Source organism: Stenotrophomonas sp. YJH_SMC_101-4, from assembly GCF_059370395.1.
Genome location: NZ_JCAFTP010000003.1, coordinates 442836 through 461643, shown reverse-complemented (window position 1 = coordinate 461643; position 18808 = coordinate 442836). Strand labels below are relative to the sequence as shown.

Below are 18808 nucleotides of genomic sequence, written 5' to 3'. Positions count from 1 at the left end.
GCTGCCGTTGGCGGAGTGCAGCCGAGCAAGGGCTCGGCTCTACAGCAGAGCGATCAGAACCCGTAGCGCAGGAATCCACCATCCACCGCGATGCACTCGCCGGTGACATAGCTGGCCGCCGGCAGGCACAGGAAGCCCACGGCTGCAGCCACTTCCTCCGGCTCGCCGATGCGGCGCATGGGGGTGCGGTTGATCACTTCCTCGTAGTAGTCCGGGTCCGCCAACGGCCCGGACGTGCGCCGCGTGCGGATGTACCACGGCGCCACCGCGTTGACCCGGATGCCATCCTCGGCCCACTCGACGGCCAGGTTGCGGGTCATCTGGTGCATCGCCGCCTTGGTCATGCCGTAGACCACGCCGCTGCGCACATGGGTCAGGCCGGACACGCTGCCGACGTTGACGATGGACGACGACGCGTGGCGGGCCAGCAACGGATGCGCGTAGCGCGACAGCTCGAATGCCGAGAACAGGTTGGTCTCGAAGATCTTCCGCCATTCATCCTCGGAATACTCCGTGGCCGCCTTGGTGACGTTGCCGCCGGCGTTGTTGACCAGGATGTGCAGGCCATCGCTGTGGTCCTCCACCCAGTCCAGGATCTGGCGGCGGTCCTCGTCGTCGGAGACATCGGCAGCCAGTGCATGCACCTGCATCTGCGGATACACGTCCAGCAGTTCGTCGCGCGCCGTCTCCAGCATGTCGATATCACGGCCGACGATCATCAGATCGGCGCCGAAGCCGGCCAGTTCATGCGCGATGGCAAGGCCGATGCCGGCGCTGGCGCCGGTGATCAGGGCGGTCTGGCCGTCCAGGCGCCACCGTTGCTGGGTCATGTGCTCTCCGGGGCCGCGCCCGCTGTGTTTCGATGCGGCAAGGATACGCGCTCACGGCCGCCCCCTGCCGAGGATGCGACACTGCCCGCACGCCCATCACGGAGTGCCGCCATGCGCATCCTGATCCTGTCCACGTCCCTGCTGGCCACCGTGCTGCTGTCCGCTTGCCAGCGCCCGCCCACGCCGAATCCGGAGAAGCCGCCGGAACCGCAGGCCATGGCCCGTGCGATCCAGCAGCCACTGGACCGCGCCAAGCGCGTGCAGAAAACCGTCGATGACGCTGCTGCGAGCGAGCGCAAGGCCGAGGCTGACGCCACGCAGTAACCCCGCGAACGAAAACGCCCGGCCAAGGCCGGGCGTTTCCAGTCGATCCACGCCATGCGTGGATGGCTTCCGGTCAGAACCCGCAGAAGCAGTACGCCAGCGCCTTCACCGGCGTGCCGTTGCCCTTCTCGCGGGCCGCGTTCTCGACAAAGCGCAGCTGCGTATCCACTTCCGGCATCGTGCGCGCCAGCACCATCCGCGCCATGCCCGAGTCGGACAGCATCCAGGCACCGGCACGGCTGCCGGCGAAACCGCTGACGAACTGCGCGAACGGCGTTGCCGCCTTCTCGATGTAGCGCACGCGATAGGCATCGGCCTTGCCCAGCTTGGCGCGGCTGGCGGCATCGGCCACGGCATCCTTCAAGCCACCGAAGGCATCGACCAGGCCACGTTCCTTTGCCTGCGCACCGCTCCACACGCGGCCACGGGCCACTTCGTCGACGGCCTCGACCGGCTTCTTGCGGGCGTCGGCGACGCGACCGGTGAAGTCGGCGTAACCCTTGTTGATCACCGACTGGATGACCTGGCCCACAGCCGGATCCATCGGGCGGGTGACATCGAACGCCCCGGCGAAACGGGTGGTGCCGACACCATCGGTGTGCACGCCGATCTTGTCCAGCGCGCGGCTGAAGTTCGGCACCATGCCGAAGATGCCGATCGAACCGGTGATGGTCGACGGATCGGCATAGATGCGATCGGCGTTCATGCTGATCCAGTAGCCACCGGAGGCGGCCAGGTCGCCCATCGACACCACCACCGGCTTGCCGGCGGCCTGCAGGGCCACCACTTCACGGCGGATCTGCTCGGAGGCGAACACTTCACCACCCGGCGAATTGACACGCAGCACCACGGACTTCACGTTCTCATCGTCACGCGCGGCACGCAGCAGCGCCGAGGTCGATTCGCCACCGATGCGGCCGGCCGGGAGATCGCCGCCGCTGATTTCGCCGGCGGCCACCACCACCGCCACCTGCGGACGGTTGTCGACCGGGTTGCGGCGCGCATCAAGCTGGCCCAGGTAGGTGCCGAAGTCGACGTTGCGGAAACCACCGTCGGCATCGTCGTCGGCCACGCCACGCTCGATCATCAGATCCTCGAATTCCTCGCGGGTCTTCAGTGAGGTCACCAGCTTCTGCTGCAGGGCGAACTTGGCCAGGTCACCACCGGCAGCGGCGATGCCTTCCGGCAGCGTGTCGATGCCGGCGGCCAGCTGTGCCGGGTCCAGGCGACGCGCCTTGGCGATGTCGCCCAGGTAGCGCTGCCACACGTCGTTCATCCAGAACAGGTCGGCTTCCTTGGAGGCCGGCGAGGCGGCGTCGAGCACGTACGGCTCGGCCGCGGACTTGTACTCGCCCACCTTGAACAGGTGCACGTCCACACCCAGCTTGTCCTGCAGGCCGGTGCGGAAATACTGGCGGTAGCGGCCCAGGCCCTCGAGCACCACCGACCCCATCGGGTCCAGGTAGACCTCGTCGGCCTGTGCGGCCAGCAGGTACTGCGACTGGCCCATGCTTTCGCTGTAAGCCACCAGCTGCTTGCCGGATGCACGCAGGTCCTGCAGCGCGGCGGCGACTTCACGCAGCGAGGCGAAGCCCGACGGCTGCAGCTTGTCCAGCTCCAGCACCACGCGCTCGATCTTCTTGTCTTCCTTGGCCGACTCGATCACCCGCAGCAGGTCGCGCAGCTGGATCTCTTCGGCACCGTTGTCGCCCACCGCCTTGGCCAGCGCACGGCTGACCGGATCAGCGCTGAACTGCTCGACCAGGCGGCCTTCCGGCGCGATCACCAGGGTGGTGCGGTCCTGCAGCGATTTGCTGGCACCGGCGCCCATGCCGGCGGCGATGACGAACATCACCAGCAGCAGGAACAGCAGGCCGAAGAACACCAGGTTGAGGATCAACCGGCGGGTGAAGTTCATGACGTCCCACAGCCCGATGAAGAAACTGGCGACGGGGTTGCGACGCGCCGGGGGCAGCGGGGGCACGGGTTGATTCATGGAACGCTCCGGATGGCTTCTTGCCGTGGTGCCAGCATAGCCGGTGCCGCGTGATGCGGCATCGGACACAAGTCAGGGGATCGCCCGCCACGGGTCATCGCGGCGGGCGGGGCAAATCAGGACAGTACGGACTGGCCGATGCGCAGGCTGCTGCGCCGCAGGCGCCAGCCCATCAGGATGGCGGCGGCGGTCAGGCCGACGATCAGGCCGATCCACATGCCCTGCGGGCCCATGCCCAGCCCCAGGCCGAGCCCGGCGCCGAGCGGCATGCCCAGGCCCCAGTACGCGAACATGGCGATGAACATCGGCACGCGGGTGTCCTTCAGGCCGCGCAGTGCGCCGGCGGACAGTACCTGGATGCCATCCGGGAACTGGAAGGTGGCCGCGTACAGCAGCAGGGTGGAGGCCAGGCCGGCCACCGCCAGGTCGTTGGTGTAGACACCGACGATGGCATCGTGGCCGAACAGCAGCACCGCCGCCGACAACGTCTGCGTGCCCATGATGATCGCGTAGCCAGCCCACGCCGCACGGCGCACGCCGAAGCCATCGCCACGGCCGACTGCATGGCCGACCCGCACGGTGGTGGCTTCGGCCACGCCCATCGGGATCATGAAGCACAGCTGCGCCACGTTGATCGCGATCTGGTGCGCGGCCGCTTCATTGGCACCGAGGCGGCCGATCAGCAGCGCGGTGACGATGAACAGGCCGCCCTCCATCAGCACGGTGATGCCGATCGGCAGGCCGGTGCGCAGCAGATCCCAGATCGCCTTCCAGCGCGGCCCTTCGAAGTGCGAGAACAGCTGCAGGTGGGCGAAGCGCTTGGTGAACCACAGGTAGGTGGCGAAGGCGATCGCCTGCAGCCACATCATCACCGCCGAGGCGATGCCCAGGCCCTCGGCACCCATTTCCGGGAAGCCCAGCTTGCCGTTGGCCAGCACGTAGCCCATCGGCGCCAGCACCAGCAGGCCGCCGAAGCCGAGCAGCATGGTCGGCAACGTCCAGTGCATGCCCTCGCTCAGATAGCGCATGCAGAAATACAGGGTCAGCGCCGGGCCGCCCCAACGCACCGCATGCAGGAACGCGGTGGCGCCCGGCACGATGTCCGGCGCGATGCCGAAGGCCGGCAGCAGCGGCGGCACCACGGTGAGGAAGGTGAACATGATCAGGCCCAGGCCCAACGCCAGCCACAGTGCCTGGCGGAACAGCGGGCCGATCTCGCGCTCGCGGCCGGCGCCATGCAGCTGCGACACCGAGGCCGTGAGCGAGATCAGGGTGCCGATCGGGATCAGCATCGGCAGCCACAACAGCGCCGTGCCGATGGTCACCGCGGCCAGGGTCGCGGTGGCGTGGTGGCCGGCAATGACGTTGTCGACGAAGGAGATCAGACCGGTGGATACATGCCCGAGCACAAGCGGCAGGGCGAGCAGACCGGTGGCGCCGACTTCCTTGCTGAAGCGCGGCGTGGAGGTTGCAGTAGACATAAGGTGCTTGACGCGAACTGCGGTTGCGCGCGAAGGGCACAGGCACCGGGTTGCGGCCGGTCATCTTACGCGTGCAGCGCGCGCATTCCCATGACATGGCGTGAATGCTGGGTTCCGGCAGGCCCCGGCATCACGCGTTGCGATCGCGTTACGAACAGGAAAGGGGACGGAGGGGATTAAGTCGTTTCCAGCCCGACTGTGCCGAACACGACTTAATCCCCTCCGTCCCCTTTGTTTACTGACCCGCCTGGCGCTTGAGCCAGGTGTCGCGCTCGGCGGCCGGCACCGCGAGGAACGCGCTGCGAACCGTGTCGCGCTCCTGCGGCGGCGTGCGCTGCGCGACCAGGGTGAGCTGGGCCAGCTGCGCCGGGCTGAGCTGGCGCAGCACGGCCAGCGCGGCCTCGCGCTGTTGCGGCGGCACGAACCCGAACAGGCCGTGCAGCTTGGGGAACTCCAGGCCCAGCTGCGGGCCCAACCGCCAGCCTTCGCGGAACGCCTGGTCCTGCGCCTGGAACTGCTGGCGCAGGCGCTGCTGCTGGTCGGCTGGCAGTGCATTGAATCGCGCAGCGGCCTGACGGATCCGCTCGCGCTCGCCCTCCGGCAGGGCGCGCCAGGCCGCGTAATCGGCCCGACGCTGGCGCTGCTGCGGGGCGTCAAGCTGGGCGAACGCGGCGGGTGTCGTGCTTGTGGTGGCCGGGGCCGTAGCCGCCGGTGAACTGCCCGGCACTGGCGGCGGCAGCGGCACGTTCAAGGTCTGCGGCGCGGCGGACAGCGACAACGGCAGGGCCAGCAGCAGGCTGGCGAGCAGGGTCTTATTCATCGGCGGCAGCGGTTTCCAGCGTGGCACTGGCCGGCTCGGGCCGGCTCGGCCTGGATTGTGATTCGTCCACCGGCAGCGGGCCGCCAGCAGCGGTCCACGCATACAGATCAGCATCGGCCACCAGCGGATAGTCGCGGTCGGCCAGCATGGTGGCGTCGTCCGTAGCCTGCGCAGGGGTCGCGTCCGGCGTGGCGTTGACCTTGCTTGGCGGCAGTGCTTCCACCGTGACGGGGCCCGCCTCACCGACCACGCCTTCCGGCAGCGGTGCGTCGCTGCCAGACGAATGGCCCTGCCAATAGCGCCAGCCCAGCGCGGCTGCCAACAGCACAACCACGGTCACCAGCAGGATCAATGGACCGCGCCAGCGCGGCTTTGCGTTCGAACGGCGGCGCTTGCCATTGGCAGCCGTGCGATCTTCACGCTGCGGCGCACGCCAGCCGGAGGTCGGGGCTTCATTGTTGGCCGCCGGCGCGGCCGGCTGCTGCAGCTGCTGCAGGCGTTTGGCGGGCAGGTCGCGGATGCGCAACTGCACCTGTTCGGCCAGCTGGCGCCAGGCCGAGGCATCGGGTTGGCCGTGCGCGTCACGCGGGCAGGCCTCGGCCAGCAGGTGCTGGTAGCCGGCTTCATCCTGGTCAAGCACGCGCATGGCGATACCTTCATCCAGGCTGCCGCCCACCCGCAGCAACAGCGCCAGGCGCGGCAACGGTCCCATCTCGCCCAGCGCGGCCAGCGGCGGTTCCCACTGGCCGCCCACCGGCTCGCGCAGCGCCTGGCGCTGGCCCAGCAGGGTCCAGAAGCGGGTCGGCCACTGCGCCATCGGCAGATCACTGGCGACCGCGGCAAAGGCACGCATCACCGCCACCAGGGTCTGCTCGGCACGCGCGGCATCGCCGCACTGCAGCTCAGCCACCACCAGGGCGCGGCGCTCGACGCCACGCAGGAACGCCGACAGCGCGCCGGCCGCGGTCGAGGAAACAGGGGCGGGCACAGCCGTCATCGGTCACTCCAAAGGTCTGGGGGAATGATAGCGGCAGGCAATCGACGCCCGTAGGACTTGCGCCCACGGATACTTCGTGCTGCAGGTTGTGCACAGCACCACGCTCCCGGCGCGGGAAACTGCGGCATGCAGCTGAATTCACTCTGTTTCAGCAATGTTTCACACTTAAGTTCTTGATTTTGAATTCTTTTTAAGTATGGCGATTTTTTGACCAACCCAAGCGTGAGCTCGTCGCCATCGGCCTCCTGCGTTCCCGTCGACCGGTAACGCACAACGTTATCCACAGAACATGTGGATAAGCCTGAATCTCCAATGGACACCGATATTTAGGTGACATTTATGATTCAACGGACGCCGCTCCGCCGTCTCCCACCCCGCCATTCGCGCGCGCATGGCCCGGTACACTGGCCCGATGCTTTCACCGATTCCGACCCTGCAGGTCGCCCTGCCCGTCCCCCTGCCCCGCCTGTTCGACTACCTGTCGCCGGAGGGCGATGGCCCCACGGTTGCGGTCGGCTGCCGCCTGAAGGTGCCGTTCGGCAACCGCGAGCTGGTCGGGGTGGTGGTGGGGCACGGCCAGACCGACGACGGCCAGGGACTGCGCCAGGCGTTGGCCTGGTGCGACCCGCAGCCGCTGCTGCAGGGAGAGCTGTGGCAGAGCCTGCAATGGCTGGCGCGTTACACCCACGCACCGCTGGGCGAAGTACTCAGCACCGCCCTGCCCGGCCCACTGCGCCATGGCGACACCCTGCCTGACACCCATCACTGGGGCTGGCAGCTGACCCCCGAAGGCCATGCCCAGCGCGGGAAGCTGCGCGCCGGCAGCCGCCCGCGACAGTTGGCAGAACTGCTGGCCGAAGCCGTCGTGGACGAGGACGTGCTGGGCGAACGCATGGAGGACTGGCGGACCGCCGCGCGCAGCCTGGCCAAGCGTGCGCTGGCCGAGCGCGTGGCGATGACGGTGGCACCGCAGCATGCGCAGCCACTGCCCGGCCCCACGCTCAACCCGGACCAGGCCGAGGCCGTGGCCGCGATCAACGCTGCCGAAGGCTTCCAACCCTTCCTGCTGGATGGCGTGACCGGCAGCGGCAAGACCGAGGTCTACCTGCAGGCCATCATCCACTGCCTGGCACAGGGCAGGCAGGCGCTGGTGCTGGTGCCGGAAATCGGCCTGACCCCGCAGACCCTGGCACGCTTCCGCGGCCGCCTCGGCATCGCCGTGCATGCACTGCATTCGGGTTTGAACGACAACGCGCGCGCGCGCGTCTGGGCTGCGGCTTCGCGTGGCGAGGCACGGGTCATCGTCGGCACCCGCTCGGCGGTGTTCACGCCATTGCCGCAGGCCGGGCTGCTGATCATCGACGAGGAACACGACGGCAGCTACAAGCAGCAGGACGGCATCCGCTATCACGCGCGCGATTTCGCTCTGGTGCGCGCCAAGGCGCTGGGCATTCCGGTGCTGCTCGGCAGTGCCACCCCTTCGCTGGAAACGCTGCACAACGCCTATGCCGGGCGCTACACCCACCTGCGCCTGAAGCAGCGTGCCGGTGATGCGCGGCCACCGCGCGTGCGCATCCTCGATGTGCGCAAGCGGCCGCTCCACGATGGCCTCTCGGCTGATGTGCTGGCCGGCATCGGCGAGCACCTGCAGCGCGGCCAGCAGGTGCTGGTGTTCAAGAACCGCCGTGGCTACGCGCCGGTACTGCTGTGCCACGACTGTGGCTGGACCGCACCGTGCAACCGCTGCGATGCACCGATGACCGTGCATGGCGGCGGCCGTCGTCTGCAGTGCCATCACTGCGGCGCGCGGCAACCGGCGCCGCTGGCATGCCCGGCCTGCGGCAGCCTGGCGCTGCAGCCGCAGGGCATCGGTACCGAACGCCTGGAAGAGCATCTCACCGCGGCCTTCGCCGACGTCCCTGTGGTGCGCATCGACCGCGGTACCACGTCGCGACGTAACGCGCTGGAACAGCAGCTGGCGAAGCTGGGCGACCAGCCCGGCATCCTGGTCGGCACGCAGATCCTGGCCAAGGGCCACGACCTGCCGAAGCTGACCCTGGTAGTGGTGGTCGGCATCGACGAGGGCCTGTTCTCGGCCGATTTCCGCGCCAGCGAGAAGCTGGCGCAGCAGCTGATCCAAGTGGCGGGCCGTGCGGGCCGTGCACGTGATCCCGGCGAAGTCTGGCTGCAGACCCATCACCCCGGGCACCCGTTGCTGGAAACCCTGGTGAGTGGTGGCTACCACCCGTTCGCGCAGGCCGAGTTGAACCAGCGACAGGCCGCCGGATTCCCGCCGTTCGCGCATCTGGCGCTGATGCGCGCCGAGGCGCAGCAGGTGGAGCATGCCAATGCATTCCTGCTGGCAGCGCGGCAGCTGCTGGGCGAGCAGAACGTGGTGGAGGCGTATGGGCCGATGCCGGCGCCGATGCCGCGGCGGGCCGGTTACCAGCGCACGCAACTGCTGCTGTCTGCCGTGCAGCGGCCGCCATTGCACGGTGTGCTCGGGCAACTGGTTCCGCAGCTGTATGCGCTGCCGGAAGCACGCAAAGTGCGCTGGTCGCTGGATGTGGATCCGACGGACCTGTATTGATCCGGTAGGTGCTGCCGAGCATGGCTCGGCACTACGGTAGAGCCGAGCCATGCTCGGCTGCTTCTCTTTCCAGGAAAAGACCCGTCCCCGCTTACGTCAGCGGCGACATCACGCCGCGCTGGTAGGCCGGCCGCTCGCGCAGGCGCGCATACCAGTCGGCCAGGTGCGGCAGTTCCGGGCGCTGGATCGGCAGTTCGAACCAGGCATAGATCAGCGAGCCCAGCGGGATGTCACCCATCGCGAATTTCTCACCCGACAGCCACGGCTGTTTGGCCAGCGTGGCATCGGCCATCGCCAGGTAGTCACCGGCACGCACGATGGCGGCATTGATGCGCGATTCGTCACGGTCGGCCGGGGCGGTGCGCATGATGCCCCAGATCAGGTCGGTGTACAGCGGCGCCATGCGCGAGGTGCTCCAGTCCATCCATTTCTCGGCCTGGGCACGCTCCATCGGGTCTTCGGCGTACAGCGTGCCCAATGCGTAGCGTGCGCTCAGGTAGCGCACGATGGCGTTCGATTCCCACAGCGGCAGGCCGTGGTCTTCGATCACCGGCACCAGGCTGTTGGGATTCATCGCCTGGTACTCCGGCGTCTGCGTGCCGCCGTGGCTGCCACCAACTTCGATGGATTCATACGGCAGGCCGATCTCCTCGGCGCACCACAGCACCTTGCGGACGTTACTGGAATTGCGGCGGCCCCAGATCTTCAACATGCGGGTTTTTCCTTGCAGGCAATGCGAGCGGCAACGATACGCCTGATCGGGTGGGGTGTGTGCGTGCCGGATGCGGGATCTTGCATCCGGCGTTGCCGGCCAGCGGCCGGCACTACCGGTTCTTCTTCGGCAGCGCGCGCACGTAGGATGACTTGCCGTCCTTCTTCAGCTCGAACAGCCCGATCGCTGCCAGCAGATCACTGAGCTTGCCGTAACCGTAGTTGCGCGGATCGAACGAAGCCTGGTTGCCGATCTGGCTGCCAACCGGCCCCAGATGCGACCAGCCATCCTCGCCCTCGGCCGAGGACACCGCGCGGCGCAGCATCTTCACCAGCCGGGTGTCGCTGCGCATTTCCGCACCGCTCTTGCGCGGCCGCGCATCGTCGTTGGCTACCGGCTCGTTCGAGGCCTGTTCGCTGGAGGCCTGTTCGGTATCCGGCACGCTGGCGTGGGTCTGGCCCAGCGCTTCCAGATAGGTGAACTTCGAGCACGCGTTGACGAACGGTTCCGGCGTTTTCTTCTCGCCAAAACCATACACCTTCACGCCATCGGTCAGCAGGCGCATCACCATCGGGGTGAAATCGGCATCGCTGGAGACGATGGCGAAACCATCGAGGTTGCGCGCGTACAGCAGATCCATGGCGTCGATCACCATCGCCATGTCCGAGGCATTCTTGCCCTTGCTGTAGGCGAACTGCTGGATCGGGCGGATCGCGTACTCGTGCAGCACCGCCTCCCAGCCCTTCAACCGCGGACTCTTCCAGTTGCCATAGGCGCGGCGCACGTTGGCCACACCGTAGCGGGCGACTTCGGCCAGGACCTCGTCGATCTTCGAGGCCGGCGCGTTGTCGGCGTCGATCAACAGGGCGATGCGCTTTTCCGGTTCGCTCATGGGCTCCTCACGGGCCGTTGCCTGAACCCGAGTATCGCCGATCCACCCGGGCGCTGACGTGACAGGCGGCCGCCGTGCGAAGATGCCAGGCGCTTCCCCCAATGCCCCCACTGGAGTGAGTCGATGAGTCGCGAGCGCGTTCCCCACCTGGTTGTTGTCGGCGGCGGTTTTGCCGGTCTCTGGGCCACCCGCGCCCTGGCCCGCGAGCGCATACGCATCACCCTGGTCGACCGCCGCAACCATCACCTCTTCCAGCCGCTGCTGTACCAGGTGGCCACCGCCGGCCTGTCCGCCCCGGATATCGCCGCACCGCTGCGCCACATCCTCGGCCACCAGCGCAATGTGGAAGTCCGCCTCGGCGAAGTGGTGGCCATCGACAAGCAGGCCCGGCAGATCCGCATGGCCGATGGCAGCACGCTGGACTACGACAGCCTGCTGCTGGCCACCGGCGCCACCCACGCCTACTTCGGCAACGACCAATGGGCCGATGATGCGCCCGGGCTGAAGACGCTGGACGATGCCATCGCGCTGCGCCGCAAGCTGCTGCTGGCCTTCGAACGCGCCGAGGCCGAACCCGACCCGGCGAAGAAGGCCGCATGGTTGAGCTTCGCCGTGGTTGGCGGTGGACCTACCGGCGTCGAACTGGCCGGCACGCTGGCCGAGATCGCGCGCCATACCCTGCGCAACGAGTTCCGCCACATCGACCCGGCCAGCGCCAAGGTGCGGCTGGTCGAAGCCGGTCCGCGCGTACTGTCCTCGTTCCCGGAAGTGCTTTCGCTGAAGGCGCGCCGGCAGCTGGAAAAGCTCGGCGTGGAAGTGCTGACCGGTACCCCGGTGAGCGACATCGACAGCCAGGGCTTCAGGCTCGGCGATCAGTTCGTGCCGGCACGCACGGTGGTGTGGGCCGCCGGTGTGGCCGCTTCACCGCTGGCGCGCACGCTGGAGGTGCCGCTGGACCGCGCCGGGCGCGTGCAGGTGCAACCCGACCTCACCCTGTCTGGCCACCCGGAACTGTTCGTGGCTGGCGATCTGGCCGTATTGAACCAGGCCAACGGCAAGCCGGTGCCTGGCGTGGCGCCCGCGGCCAAGCAGATGGGCAAGTACGTGGCCGAGGTGATCCGCGCGCGCCTGCACGGCAAGCCCGAACCCGGCCCGTTCAAGTACGCAGACTTCGGCAACCTGGCCACGATCGGCCGCATGGCTGCGATCGTGCACCTGGGCCGGCTGCAGCTGTCCGGTGTGCTGGCGTGGTGGTTCTGGCTGGCCGCGCACGTGTTCTTCCTGATCGGCTTCCGCAACCGCATCGTGGTGCTGCTGAACTGGGCCGTGGCGTACTGGAGCTACCAGCGCAGCGCGCGCATCATCTTCGGTGATGACCAGGACGACCGGCGACCGAAGCGCTAGGGCCGCACGCATGCTCCTGTAGCGCCGAGCCATGCTCGGCTGCACTTCGCGCGGTTTGCAGAAGCCGAGCATGGGCTCGGCTCTACGGCGCCTTCGGTTTCGGGTACCACAGTGCGTTGACGATTACCCAGCGCTGGTCGAAGCGCCCCATGTGGAAGTAGTCGACAAACCACGGCGTTTCCAGCCGCACCGACGCCGCGTTGCCGGTCACGTCCAGCACCGTGCAGCGGCGGTCCCATTGATCCTTCGGGGTCTTCAACGCGCCCTGCTTCGTCAGCGAGACCAGTTCTTCCTTCGACATACGGCGCAGGCCCAGGCGTTCGTCGGGCGTATCGCCGAGGACCGCGCGCTTGGCCAGGTCCGGATGCAGGGAGCGGGCGACGCGCTGCGGGTCGGCTTCCAGCTGGCCATCGACATAGTCGTGGCAGGTGGCTTCGATGGCCGCGAGGGTGGCCGGGGCGGCGGCGGGGCTTGTGGCTGCGGAAAGAGCGAACAGCAGGGCGATCGTGGACATCCGGGTCTCCAGCTCTGGGCGCGAGGCGATCATCGCACGGGCCGGGTAGCCCATCCACGCGTGGCGTGGATCTACAGGACCGGCGCCTGCAGCCAAGCCAGCTTGCGTTCGCGGGGCTGCTGCTTGAGCTGCCACTCGGCGCGGGAGGCGGCGGCCCGGTCCGGGTATTCGCGCACGGCCAGCACGCGCAGCGGCGGCCGGGCCCGGGTGTAGCGCGCGCCCTTGCCGGCCTGGTGGGCGGCGAAACGCGCCTCCACATCGGTGCTGATGCCGGCGTAATAGCTGCCATCGCGGCATTCGAGCAGGTACAGGAACCACGGGCGGAGGGACGGGGCCATGCCTGGATTATGCCGTGCTGCACTGCAGCGGATATACTGGCGCCCGAATGCAGGAGAGAGGCGCCGCGCTGGTGCCCGCCGAAGGCGCAGGCTCCCATGATCGCTCAGGCCGGTGGGCTGGAATCCCACCAACCATGCATTCGACTCGCCGAGCTGGAGAGAGGTCACCGGGCACGCCCGGGACGATCCGCCGAAGGGGCACGCGGCCCATGCCGCTGAACTCTCAGGCAAAAGGACAGCGGGAGCGGCACCGGTCATCGTCATCCCGTCATTGCGCAGGCAGTGGCGGTAGTCGCGCATGGCCGGCCCCACCGCGCCCGGAGCCTGTCCCATGCTGCTGTCCATCATCTACCTGATTGCCATTTCCGCCGAGGCCATGACCGGCGCACTGTCCGCAGGCCGCCGCCGCATGGACCTGTTCGGCGTGGTCATGATCGCCTGCGTCACCGCCCTCGGCGGCGGATCACTGCGCGACATCCTGCTCGGCCACTATCCGCTGGGCTGGGTGAAGCATCCCGAGTACCTGGGCTTCACCGTATGCGCGGCGCTGATCGCCACCTGGGTCGCACGTTGGATGCACCACTTCCGCCGCACCTTCCTGGTGCTCGACGGCCTGGGCCTGATCGCCTTCACCCTGATCGGATGCTCGATCGCGCGCGAGGCCGGCCATGCCATGCCCATCGTGCTGATTGCCGGCATGCTGACCGGCGCGTTCGGCGGCGTGCTGCGCGACATCCTCTGCAACGAGGTGCCGCTGATCTTCCAGAAAGAGCTGTACGCGATCATCGCGCTGCTGACCGGCGCGGCCTACCTGTTGCTGCTGCACTGGGGCGTGGCCGATGCCACCGCAATCCTGTGCTGCCTCGGCGGCGGCTTCGCGTTGCGCCTGCTGGCGATCCACTACCGCTGGGAAATGCCGAAGTTCGTCTATCACGACGAAGTGCATTGAACGATGGCGTGTTCGCCGGGCATGGCCCGGCGCTACCCTTCGCACCCTGCACCACCCCGGCGATGTACCTGGCGCTGTCGCTCATGCGCAGCGCCAGGCGCATCGCCGGTGCAGATGGGCCGGTCTCCAACTCCGACCGGCCCTGATCGCGGCCGCACCCCCGCAGGCGCTGGCCGCCATCCACACACGTGCCGCACTCAAGCGGCTTCGGACACCTTTACGTCGCGACGGGCACGCACGGCCGCAGCCAGTCGCTCCAGCACCGTCACCGTGGTATCCCAGTCGATGCAGCCATCGGTGATGCTCTGGCCGTAGACCAGCGGCTGGCCTTCCACCAGTTCCTGGCGGCCACCGACCAGATGGCTCTCGATCATCACGCCAACGATGCGCTGTTCGCCGTCTTCCAGCTGAACGGCGATGTCGTCGATCACCTTCGGCTGGTTCTCCGGATTCTTCAGGCTGTTGGCATGGCTGGCGTCGATCATCAGGCGCGCCGGCAGCTTGGCCTTGGCCAGCACCTGGCAGGCCTCGGCAACACTGCCTGCGTCGTAGTTCGGCTGCTTGCCGCCGCGCAGGATCACATGGCAATCCGGGTTGCCGGTGGTCGACACGATGGCGGTGCCGCCCTGCTTGGTGACCGACAGGAAGTGATGCGGATTGGACGCCGCACCCACCGCGTCAGCGGCGATCTTCACGTTGCCATCGGTGCCGTTCTTGAAACCGACCGGGCACGACAGGCCCGACGCCAGCTCGCGATGCACCTGGCTTTCGGTGGTGCGTGCGCCGATCGCGCCCCATGCCACCAGGTCGGCGATGTACTGCGGCGAGATCACGTCGAGGAACTCGACACCGGCCGGCAGGCCCAGCTTGTTGATGTCGCGCAGCAGGCCGCGTGCGATGCGCAGGCCCTTGTCGATCTTGAAGCTGCCATCCAGGTCCGGATCGTTGATCAGGCCCTTCCAGCCCACCGTGGTGCGCGGCTTCTCGAAGTACACGCGCATGACGATTTCCAGTTCGCCGGCCAGCGCGTCACGCAGCGGCTTCAGGCGCTGGGCGTACTCGATGGCGGCCTTCGGGTCGTGGATCGAGCACGGGCCGACCACCACTGCCAGGCGGTCGTCGCGGCCATGCAGGATCTGGTGCAGGGCCGCGCGCGAGGCGCTGACGGTGTCGGAGGCTTCATCGTCACAGGGCAGCATCGCCAGCAGCTGGGCAGGCGGTGTCAGCGGTTCGATGGTGCGGATACGCAGGTCGTCGGTGTGCGGGGGCATTGCGGGAGATCTCCGGAACGTTGGGGGTCCCCAGCGTGGCGGCATGAAAAAAGCCGCCAGGTTCGCTGGCGGCTTTCGGGAATGCGTCTGAAGCTTTCTTCAGGGTGAGCGCAGTCCTTCCTCCGCCAGTGGCTTCGGAAAGTAATACCAGTAAAAGCTGGTGGGGGCTGCGTTCATGGGATCTATTGATAGCACAGCTTTTGCGCAGTGCAAACTGTTTCATCCGCAACTGGGGACGCGGTTCAGCGAGGTGCGCGCCGGCCCGGCCTACGCGGCGGCAACCACGCAAAGTTGCTCATTTGCCATGCACTTCCACGTCCAGCAGCAGGCCCTCATGGATGTCGGCCCAGCGTTCCAGCACGCGATCCAGTTCCTGCCGGGCCTCGTCCAGCTGCTCGGGGTTGAGCAGGGAACGCGCGGTGTAGAGGTCGGAAACCAACCGCCGCAGGGCCGATTCCTGGATGGCCACCGACGGCCCCTCCAGCCCCGGCAACTGCAACGCCGGGCTGTCGCCAAGAGGGCCGAACAGCGTGACCTGGAGCGTGCTCTGCATGATCGACTTCCCTGCGGATGGACATGGGCAATGTCCTGTTTACCGCGTCCGGGTGACAGGCGCATGTGCCACCCATGCCGAGGACCGGGATCTGCCGGCGTCTGCCGCCCCGCTACAAGGCGGCCAGGTCGGCCAAGTGCTGGGCCATGCTGTCCATCGCGCCTACCGCATGGGTGGTGGTGAAGTACTCATGCCAGCCGGTAGCGGCAATGCCAGCCACCAGCGCATCGACCTCCTCGCGGCTCGCGCAGCGCCAGACCGCATAGAACTGTTCATCGCTGCTATGCGGTACGTCCCTGGCAATGCGGCCCATCGCCAGCGGCGTGATGCGGGCTGGATCGAACTGCTGCATGCCGGCGCCAATACGGGCGAAGAAGGCATTCCGCTGCTCGGGCGGCAGTGTGGTCCAGGCCGGCGTGGCGGTATAGAGCTCGATGAAGGTGTGCGACATGGTGGTTCTTCCTTGAGGTTGACGGGGTTGCGGGGTTGTCGGCCAGCATCCGGCACTACCGGAGCGAGCGCAGTGCGCGTTTGCGGATGTAGGCGTTGGCGTCGCTGTGGCGCTCGTGCTGCCAGCGCGTGCACAGCACGCGCAGCCACTTCGGCTGAGTCTTGCCGGCATCATTGAGCCAGTTGCCGACCGAATCCTGCACGTAGCGTTCCGGGTCGTCAGCCAGTGCTTCCAGCATCGGCAATGCATGTTCAGGGTGCTGCTTGAACAGCGCGATATGTGTGGCCCAGACACCGCGCGGACGCAGTGCTTCGCAGGCGAAGCGGCGCAGGTACGGCGAAGTTTCCTGTGTCCACGGTTGCAGGTACTCAAGCGCCTGCATCGGCGCGGCAACGATGTCCGTGCGTAGCGCCAGCCACGCCCATTCGCACACACCGAAGTGTGGATCGTCGGCCAGCGTGCGCATCTGCTGCAGCTTCTCTGCCAACGTCGCGCGGGCATCGCTGCCGATCAGGTAGCAGGCCCACCCGCGCACGGTGTCGGACGCATGGTCCTGCCATTGCACGGGATCGCCCTGCCCCGCCTCACGCAGCAGTTGCGCAGCCAAGGCCATGCGCAGTGTGATGCCCTTGCCTGAAGCATCCTGCATGCGTTGCAGCGCTTCCGGTGCAAGCGCAGGCGCTACCACCTGCAGCAGCGCGGCGAAATCCACTGCCAGGCATTCGGCCAGATGGGTGGCGGCGACGCTGCCAGTGTTGAGGGCATGCAGCCGTTCCGCCGCAATCGCCGGGCTCATGCTGCAGGCTCTCGTCCGGCATCGGTGTGCTGCCAGACCTTATGCAGCAATCGCGACAGGTGCTGCTGTTCTTCCGCGTCCAACCCGCTGAACAAGCCCCCTATCCATTGCGTGTGCTGGTTGAACAGCGTCTCGGCCAGGCACTTCCCCTGTGTGGTCAGCACGATCTGCAGGCGCCTGCCGTCTTCGGCGTCACTGCGCCGCTGCAGCAGCCCTTCGCGCTGCAGGCCATCAATCAGGCCACTGATCGTGGCGCGGGTGACACCTGCGCGCTCGGCCAGTTCATGCGGAGGCAGCGTGCCACCCGCGCCGTGCAGCAGGAAAAGCACGATGAAACGCCCTTCACTGAGCCCGTGCGGCGCCAGGCGCGTGGCGCAGTCGCGGTCGATGGCCGATGACAGCGACAGCAGCTGGAAACACAGGCGCAGCTGCGCGACGCCGGTATGGCCACGTCGTTGCGCTTCATCCAGAAGGGCACTGTGCTTGGCTTCCAGCATGGCTCTCTCCAACATGATTAGGCGCCTAATCATATTGCAAAACAAGGCTCCAACGCCAGTATCAAGGCGATATCAGGAAACCGGCCCCAGCAGCAGGCGTGCGATCAGTCCGCCGCCGTCACGCTGCAGCAGCAGAAGCTCGCCCCCATGCCGTCGTGCGACGTTGGCCGCCACCGCCAGGCCCAGGCCGGTCCCTCCCGTGGCGCGGCTGCGCGAGCTCTCGCTGCGTTGGAAGGGTTGCAGCAGGCGTGCGCGGTCGTCCTCGGCGATGCCCGGACCGCGGTCCATCACATCCAGCTGCATGCGACTGCCTTCCATGGCGATGTGCAGGTCTACGGCACCGGCGTAGCGGTCTGCGTTGTCGATGAGGTTGTCGATCGCCCGCCGCAGCAGGAGCGCGTCGCCCTGCCACGGCAAGGTGTCCGGTCCCTCGATGGAGATCTCGACGCCGCGCAGCAGGGCACCCTGCACGCATTCCTCCAGCAACGCGGCAAGGTCCAGCGGCCGTAACTGCAGTGGTTGCAGTTCGCCGCGTGCGTAGTCGAGCACCTGCTCGATCATCGTATCCATGCGTTCGATGTCGGCCACCATCCGCGCCGCCTGCGGTGGCGGTGCGAACTCCGCACGCAGACGCAGGCCGGTCAACGGCGTGCGCAGGTCGTGCGCTACTGCGGCCAGCATGCGCGTCATGTCCTGGGCCTGTTCGCGCAGGCGCACGCGCCCGGTGCTGATCGCTGCAGCCAATATCTGTACTTCGCGTGGGCCGTCGTCCGGCAATGGTGTTTCAGCCTGCAGATCCACACGCGCGCTGGCTTCGGCCAACCGTCGCAACGGGCGCCCCAAGCGGATAGATGCCCACGCCGCCAACGGCGCCAGCAGCACGGCACCGCCCAGCAGGGCAAGCACCACCTGGCGGCGCCAGGCCGCCAGGTCGCTGTGGTCGCTGCCCACCACCTGCCAGCGGCCATCAGTCTGGCGCACACCCAGTTCGAACGGCGGCCATTGCATGGCGGTCAGCACTGCTGCCTGCGCCCTCAGTACGCCGGCCCGCGCCGTGGCATCCAGCACCGCGCCGTCTTCAATGATCTGCACATCGGGCGCCTTGCCTTGTCCACTCCATACCAGCCGAACATCCTCCACCGGCAAGCCCAGCTGCAGCGCCGCCAGCTGCGTAAGCCAGTCGCTGGCGTTGCCCTGCGGCGGCGCTGCCTGCGTCGCCAGATGCAGGCCCAGCGACGCCGGCGCCTGTTCCCCTCGCAGCACCTGCACGGCCTGGTCCAACTGCATCGGTGGCGGCGCGGGCCGAGGCATCCAGCCAACCACGGCCACGCTGACCAGTGTCGCCAGCAGCAGGCTGGCCAGGGCCAGCATCGTGATCCAACGCGCGGTCGGC

The 18808-nt window shown here is 67.6% G+C and carries 19 protein-coding genes and 2 riboswitches; of the genes, 4 read left to right on the top strand and 15 right to left on the bottom strand.

The window, feature by feature from the left end; genetic code table 11:
- Positions 1-53: 53 nt before the first annotated feature.
- Positions 54-830: an SDR family oxidoreductase gene (locus AC5P8D_RS12980; protein WP_010481164.1), complete on the bottom strand. Its 777-nt coding sequence runs from the start codon at positions 828-830 to the stop codon at positions 54-56.
- Between the two features lie 111 nt (positions 831-941).
- On the opposite strand from AC5P8D_RS12980, the gene AC5P8D_RS12975 reads away from it, so the two are divergent.
- The gene (locus AC5P8D_RS12975) at positions 942-1154 is read left to right on the top strand and encodes a hypothetical protein (RefSeq protein ID WP_010481162.1); all 213 of its coding nucleotides are present in this window, start codon (positions 942-944) and stop codon (positions 1152-1154) included.
- A 73-nt stretch (positions 1155-1227) separates the two neighbouring features.
- Here AC5P8D_RS12975 and sppA read toward each other — a convergent pair whose 3' ends face one another.
- The 4 genes from sppA to AC5P8D_RS12955 form a co-directional block, all read right to left on the bottom strand.
- Positions 1228-3150: a signal peptide peptidase SppA gene (gene sppA, locus AC5P8D_RS12970; protein WP_197644280.1), complete on the bottom strand. Its 1923-nt coding sequence runs from the start codon at positions 3148-3150 to the stop codon at positions 1228-1230.
- A gap of 116 nt (positions 3151-3266) precedes the next feature.
- A complete protein-coding gene (locus AC5P8D_RS12965) occupies positions 3267-4631 on the bottom strand; it encodes an MATE family efflux transporter (protein ID WP_010481157.1) in 1365 nt (454 codons plus the stop codon).
- A 235-nt stretch (positions 4632-4866) separates the two neighbouring features.
- Entirely contained in the window at positions 4867-5451 is a 585-nt protein-coding gene (locus AC5P8D_RS12960; protein WP_010481155.1) for a DUF3106 domain-containing protein, read from the bottom strand.
- A complete protein-coding gene (locus AC5P8D_RS12955; protein WP_100446829.1) occupies positions 5444-6448 on the bottom strand; it encodes a hypothetical protein in 1005 nt (334 codons plus the stop codon). Before AC5P8D_RS12955 ends, AC5P8D_RS12960 begins: the two co-directional genes overlap by 8 nt.
- A gap of 412 nt (positions 6449-6860) precedes the next feature.
- On the opposite strand from AC5P8D_RS12955, the gene AC5P8D_RS12950 reads away from it, so the two are divergent.
- Complete coding sequence (locus AC5P8D_RS12950) at positions 6861-9038, top strand: primosomal protein N' (protein ID WP_049413056.1); 2178 nt, start codon at positions 6861-6863, stop codon at positions 9036-9038.
- Positions 9039-9129: 91 nt separating this feature from the next.
- Here AC5P8D_RS12950 and AC5P8D_RS12945 read toward each other — a convergent pair whose 3' ends face one another.
- Together AC5P8D_RS12945 and AC5P8D_RS12940 are read right to left on the bottom strand one after the other, a co-directional pair.
- Entirely contained in the window at positions 9130-9750 is a 621-nt protein-coding gene (locus AC5P8D_RS12945; protein WP_010481150.1) for a glutathione S-transferase family protein, read from the bottom strand.
- Positions 9751-9862: 112 nt separating this feature from the next.
- Positions 9863-10642 carry an NYN domain-containing protein gene (locus tag AC5P8D_RS12940; protein ID WP_010481148.1) on the bottom strand — a complete coding sequence of 260 codons (780 nt, stop codon included), beginning with the start codon at positions 10640-10642 and terminating at the stop codon, positions 9863-9865.
- Between the two features lie 123 nt (positions 10643-10765).
- Between AC5P8D_RS12940 and AC5P8D_RS12935 the strand changes: the two genes are divergently transcribed.
- Complete coding sequence (locus AC5P8D_RS12935) at positions 10766-12046, top strand: NAD(P)/FAD-dependent oxidoreductase (RefSeq protein WP_049452933.1); 1281 nt, start codon at positions 10766-10768, stop codon at positions 12044-12046.
- A gap of 82 nt (positions 12047-12128) precedes the next feature.
- Here AC5P8D_RS12935 and AC5P8D_RS12930 read toward each other — a convergent pair whose 3' ends face one another.
- Positions 12129-12560 (bottom strand): nuclear transport factor 2 family protein, encoded by a 432-nt coding sequence (locus tag AC5P8D_RS12930; protein ID WP_329766839.1) that lies wholly within the window; start codon positions 12558-12560, stop codon positions 12129-12131.
- Between the two features lie 71 nt (positions 12561-12631).
- Entirely contained in the window at positions 12632-12898 is a 267-nt protein-coding gene (locus AC5P8D_RS12925; protein WP_049452937.1) for a GIY-YIG nuclease family protein, read from the bottom strand.
- 40 nt (positions 12899-12938) lie between these two features.
- Positions 12939-13028: riboswitch (glycine riboswitch) on the top strand.
- A 13-nt stretch (positions 13029-13041) separates the two neighbouring features.
- A riboswitch (glycine riboswitch) is annotated at positions 13042-13145 on the top strand.
- A gap of 84 nt (positions 13146-13229) precedes the next feature.
- Between AC5P8D_RS12925 and AC5P8D_RS12920 the strand changes: the two genes are divergently transcribed.
- The gene (locus AC5P8D_RS12920; RefSeq protein ID WP_005411215.1) at positions 13230-13847 is read left to right on the top strand and encodes a trimeric intracellular cation channel family protein; all 618 of its coding nucleotides are present in this window, start codon (positions 13230-13232) and stop codon (positions 13845-13847) included.
- Between the two features lie 197 nt (positions 13848-14044).
- Here AC5P8D_RS12920 and AC5P8D_RS12915 read toward each other — a convergent pair whose 3' ends face one another.
- The 6 genes from AC5P8D_RS12915 to AC5P8D_RS12890 form a co-directional block, all read right to left on the bottom strand.
- A complete protein-coding gene (locus AC5P8D_RS12915; protein ID WP_049436870.1) occupies positions 14045-15118 on the bottom strand; it encodes a 3-deoxy-7-phosphoheptulonate synthase in 1074 nt (357 codons plus the stop codon).
- A 295-nt stretch (positions 15119-15413) separates the two neighbouring features.
- On the bottom strand, positions 15414-15671 hold the full coding sequence (locus tag AC5P8D_RS12910) for a hypothetical protein (RefSeq protein ID WP_005411217.1): 258 nt from the start codon (positions 15669-15671) through the stop codon (positions 15414-15416).
- 112 nt (positions 15672-15783) lie between these two features.
- Entirely contained in the window at positions 15784-16122 is a 339-nt protein-coding gene (locus AC5P8D_RS12905) for a DUF6616 family protein (protein WP_010481139.1), read from the bottom strand.
- Positions 16123-16177: 55 nt separating this feature from the next.
- The gene (locus AC5P8D_RS12900) at positions 16178-16918 is read right to left on the bottom strand and encodes a DNA alkylation repair protein (protein ID WP_495203386.1); all 741 of its coding nucleotides are present in this window, start codon (positions 16916-16918) and stop codon (positions 16178-16180) included.
- A complete protein-coding gene (locus tag AC5P8D_RS12895; RefSeq protein ID WP_010481135.1) occupies positions 16915-17415 on the bottom strand; it encodes a MarR family winged helix-turn-helix transcriptional regulator in 501 nt (166 codons plus the stop codon). The genes AC5P8D_RS12900 and AC5P8D_RS12895 overlap by 4 nt, the downstream gene beginning before the upstream one ends.
- 72 nt (positions 17416-17487) lie before the next feature.
- On the bottom strand, positions 17488-18786 hold the full coding sequence (locus tag AC5P8D_RS12890) for a sensor histidine kinase (RefSeq protein WP_049453028.1): 1299 nt from the start codon (positions 18784-18786) through the stop codon (positions 17488-17490).
- Between the last annotated feature and the right edge of the window lie 22 nt (positions 18787-18808).

What these genes read in the sequence shown, in the direction of transcription:
- AC5P8D_RS12980 (WP_010481164.1), bottom strand. Translation starts at nt 830, where the DNA reads ATGACCCAGCAACGGTGGCGCCTGGACGGCCAGACCGCCCTGATCACC.
- AC5P8D_RS12975 (WP_010481162.1), top strand. Translation starts at nt 942, where the DNA reads ATGCGCATCCTGATCCTGTCCACGTCCCTGCTGGCCACCGTGCTGCTG.
- sppA (WP_197644280.1), bottom strand. Translation starts at nt 3,150, where the DNA reads ATGAATCAACCCGTGCCCCCGCTGCCCCCGGCGCGTCGCAACCCCGTC.
- AC5P8D_RS12965 (WP_010481157.1), bottom strand. Translation starts at nt 4,631, where the DNA reads ATGTCTACTGCAACCTCCACGCCGCGCTTCAGCAAGGAAGTCGGCGCC.
- AC5P8D_RS12960 (WP_010481155.1), bottom strand. Translation starts at nt 5,451, where the DNA reads ATGAATAAGACCCTGCTCGCCAGCCTGCTGCTGGCCCTGCCGTTGTCG.
- AC5P8D_RS12955 (WP_100446829.1), bottom strand. Translation starts at nt 6,448, where the DNA reads ATGACGGCTGTGCCCGCCCCTGTTTCCTCGACCGCGGCCGGCGCGCTG.
- AC5P8D_RS12950 (WP_049413056.1), top strand. Translation starts at nt 6,861, where the DNA reads ATGCTTTCACCGATTCCGACCCTGCAGGTCGCCCTGCCCGTCCCCCTG.
- AC5P8D_RS12945 (WP_010481150.1), bottom strand. Translation starts at nt 9,750, where the DNA reads ATGTTGAAGATCTGGGGCCGCCGCAATTCCAGTAACGTCCGCAAGGTG.
- AC5P8D_RS12940 (WP_010481148.1), bottom strand. Translation starts at nt 10,642, where the DNA reads ATGAGCGAACCGGAAAAGCGCATCGCCCTGTTGATCGACGCCGACAAC.
- AC5P8D_RS12935 (WP_049452933.1), top strand. Translation starts at nt 10,766, where the DNA reads ATGAGTCGCGAGCGCGTTCCCCACCTGGTTGTTGTCGGCGGCGGTTTT.
- AC5P8D_RS12930 (WP_329766839.1), bottom strand. Translation starts at nt 12,560, where the DNA reads ATGTCCACGATCGCCCTGCTGTTCGCTCTTTCCGCAGCCACAAGCCCC.
- AC5P8D_RS12925 (WP_049452937.1), bottom strand. Translation starts at nt 12,898, where the DNA reads ATGGCCCCGTCCCTCCGCCCGTGGTTCCTGTACCTGCTCGAATGCCGC.
- AC5P8D_RS12920 (WP_005411215.1), top strand. Translation starts at nt 13,230, where the DNA reads ATGCTGCTGTCCATCATCTACCTGATTGCCATTTCCGCCGAGGCCATG.
- AC5P8D_RS12915 (WP_049436870.1), bottom strand. Translation starts at nt 15,118, where the DNA reads ATGCCCCCGCACACCGACGACCTGCGTATCCGCACCATCGAACCGCTG.
- AC5P8D_RS12910 (WP_005411217.1), bottom strand. Translation starts at nt 15,671, where the DNA reads ATGCAGAGCACGCTCCAGGTCACGCTGTTCGGCCCTCTTGGCGACAGC.
- AC5P8D_RS12905 (WP_010481139.1), bottom strand. Translation starts at nt 16,122, where the DNA reads ATGTCGCACACCTTCATCGAGCTCTATACCGCCACGCCGGCCTGGACC.
- AC5P8D_RS12900 (WP_495203386.1), bottom strand. Translation starts at nt 16,918, where the DNA reads ATGAGCCCGGCGATTGCGGCGGAACGGCTGCATGCCCTCAACACTGGC.
- AC5P8D_RS12895 (WP_010481135.1), bottom strand. Translation starts at nt 17,415, where the DNA reads ATGCTGGAAGCCAAGCACAGTGCCCTTCTGGATGAAGCGCAACGACGT.
- AC5P8D_RS12890 (WP_049453028.1), bottom strand. Translation starts at nt 18,786, where the DNA reads ATGCTGGCCCTGGCCAGCCTGCTGCTGGCGACACTGGTCAGCGTGGCC.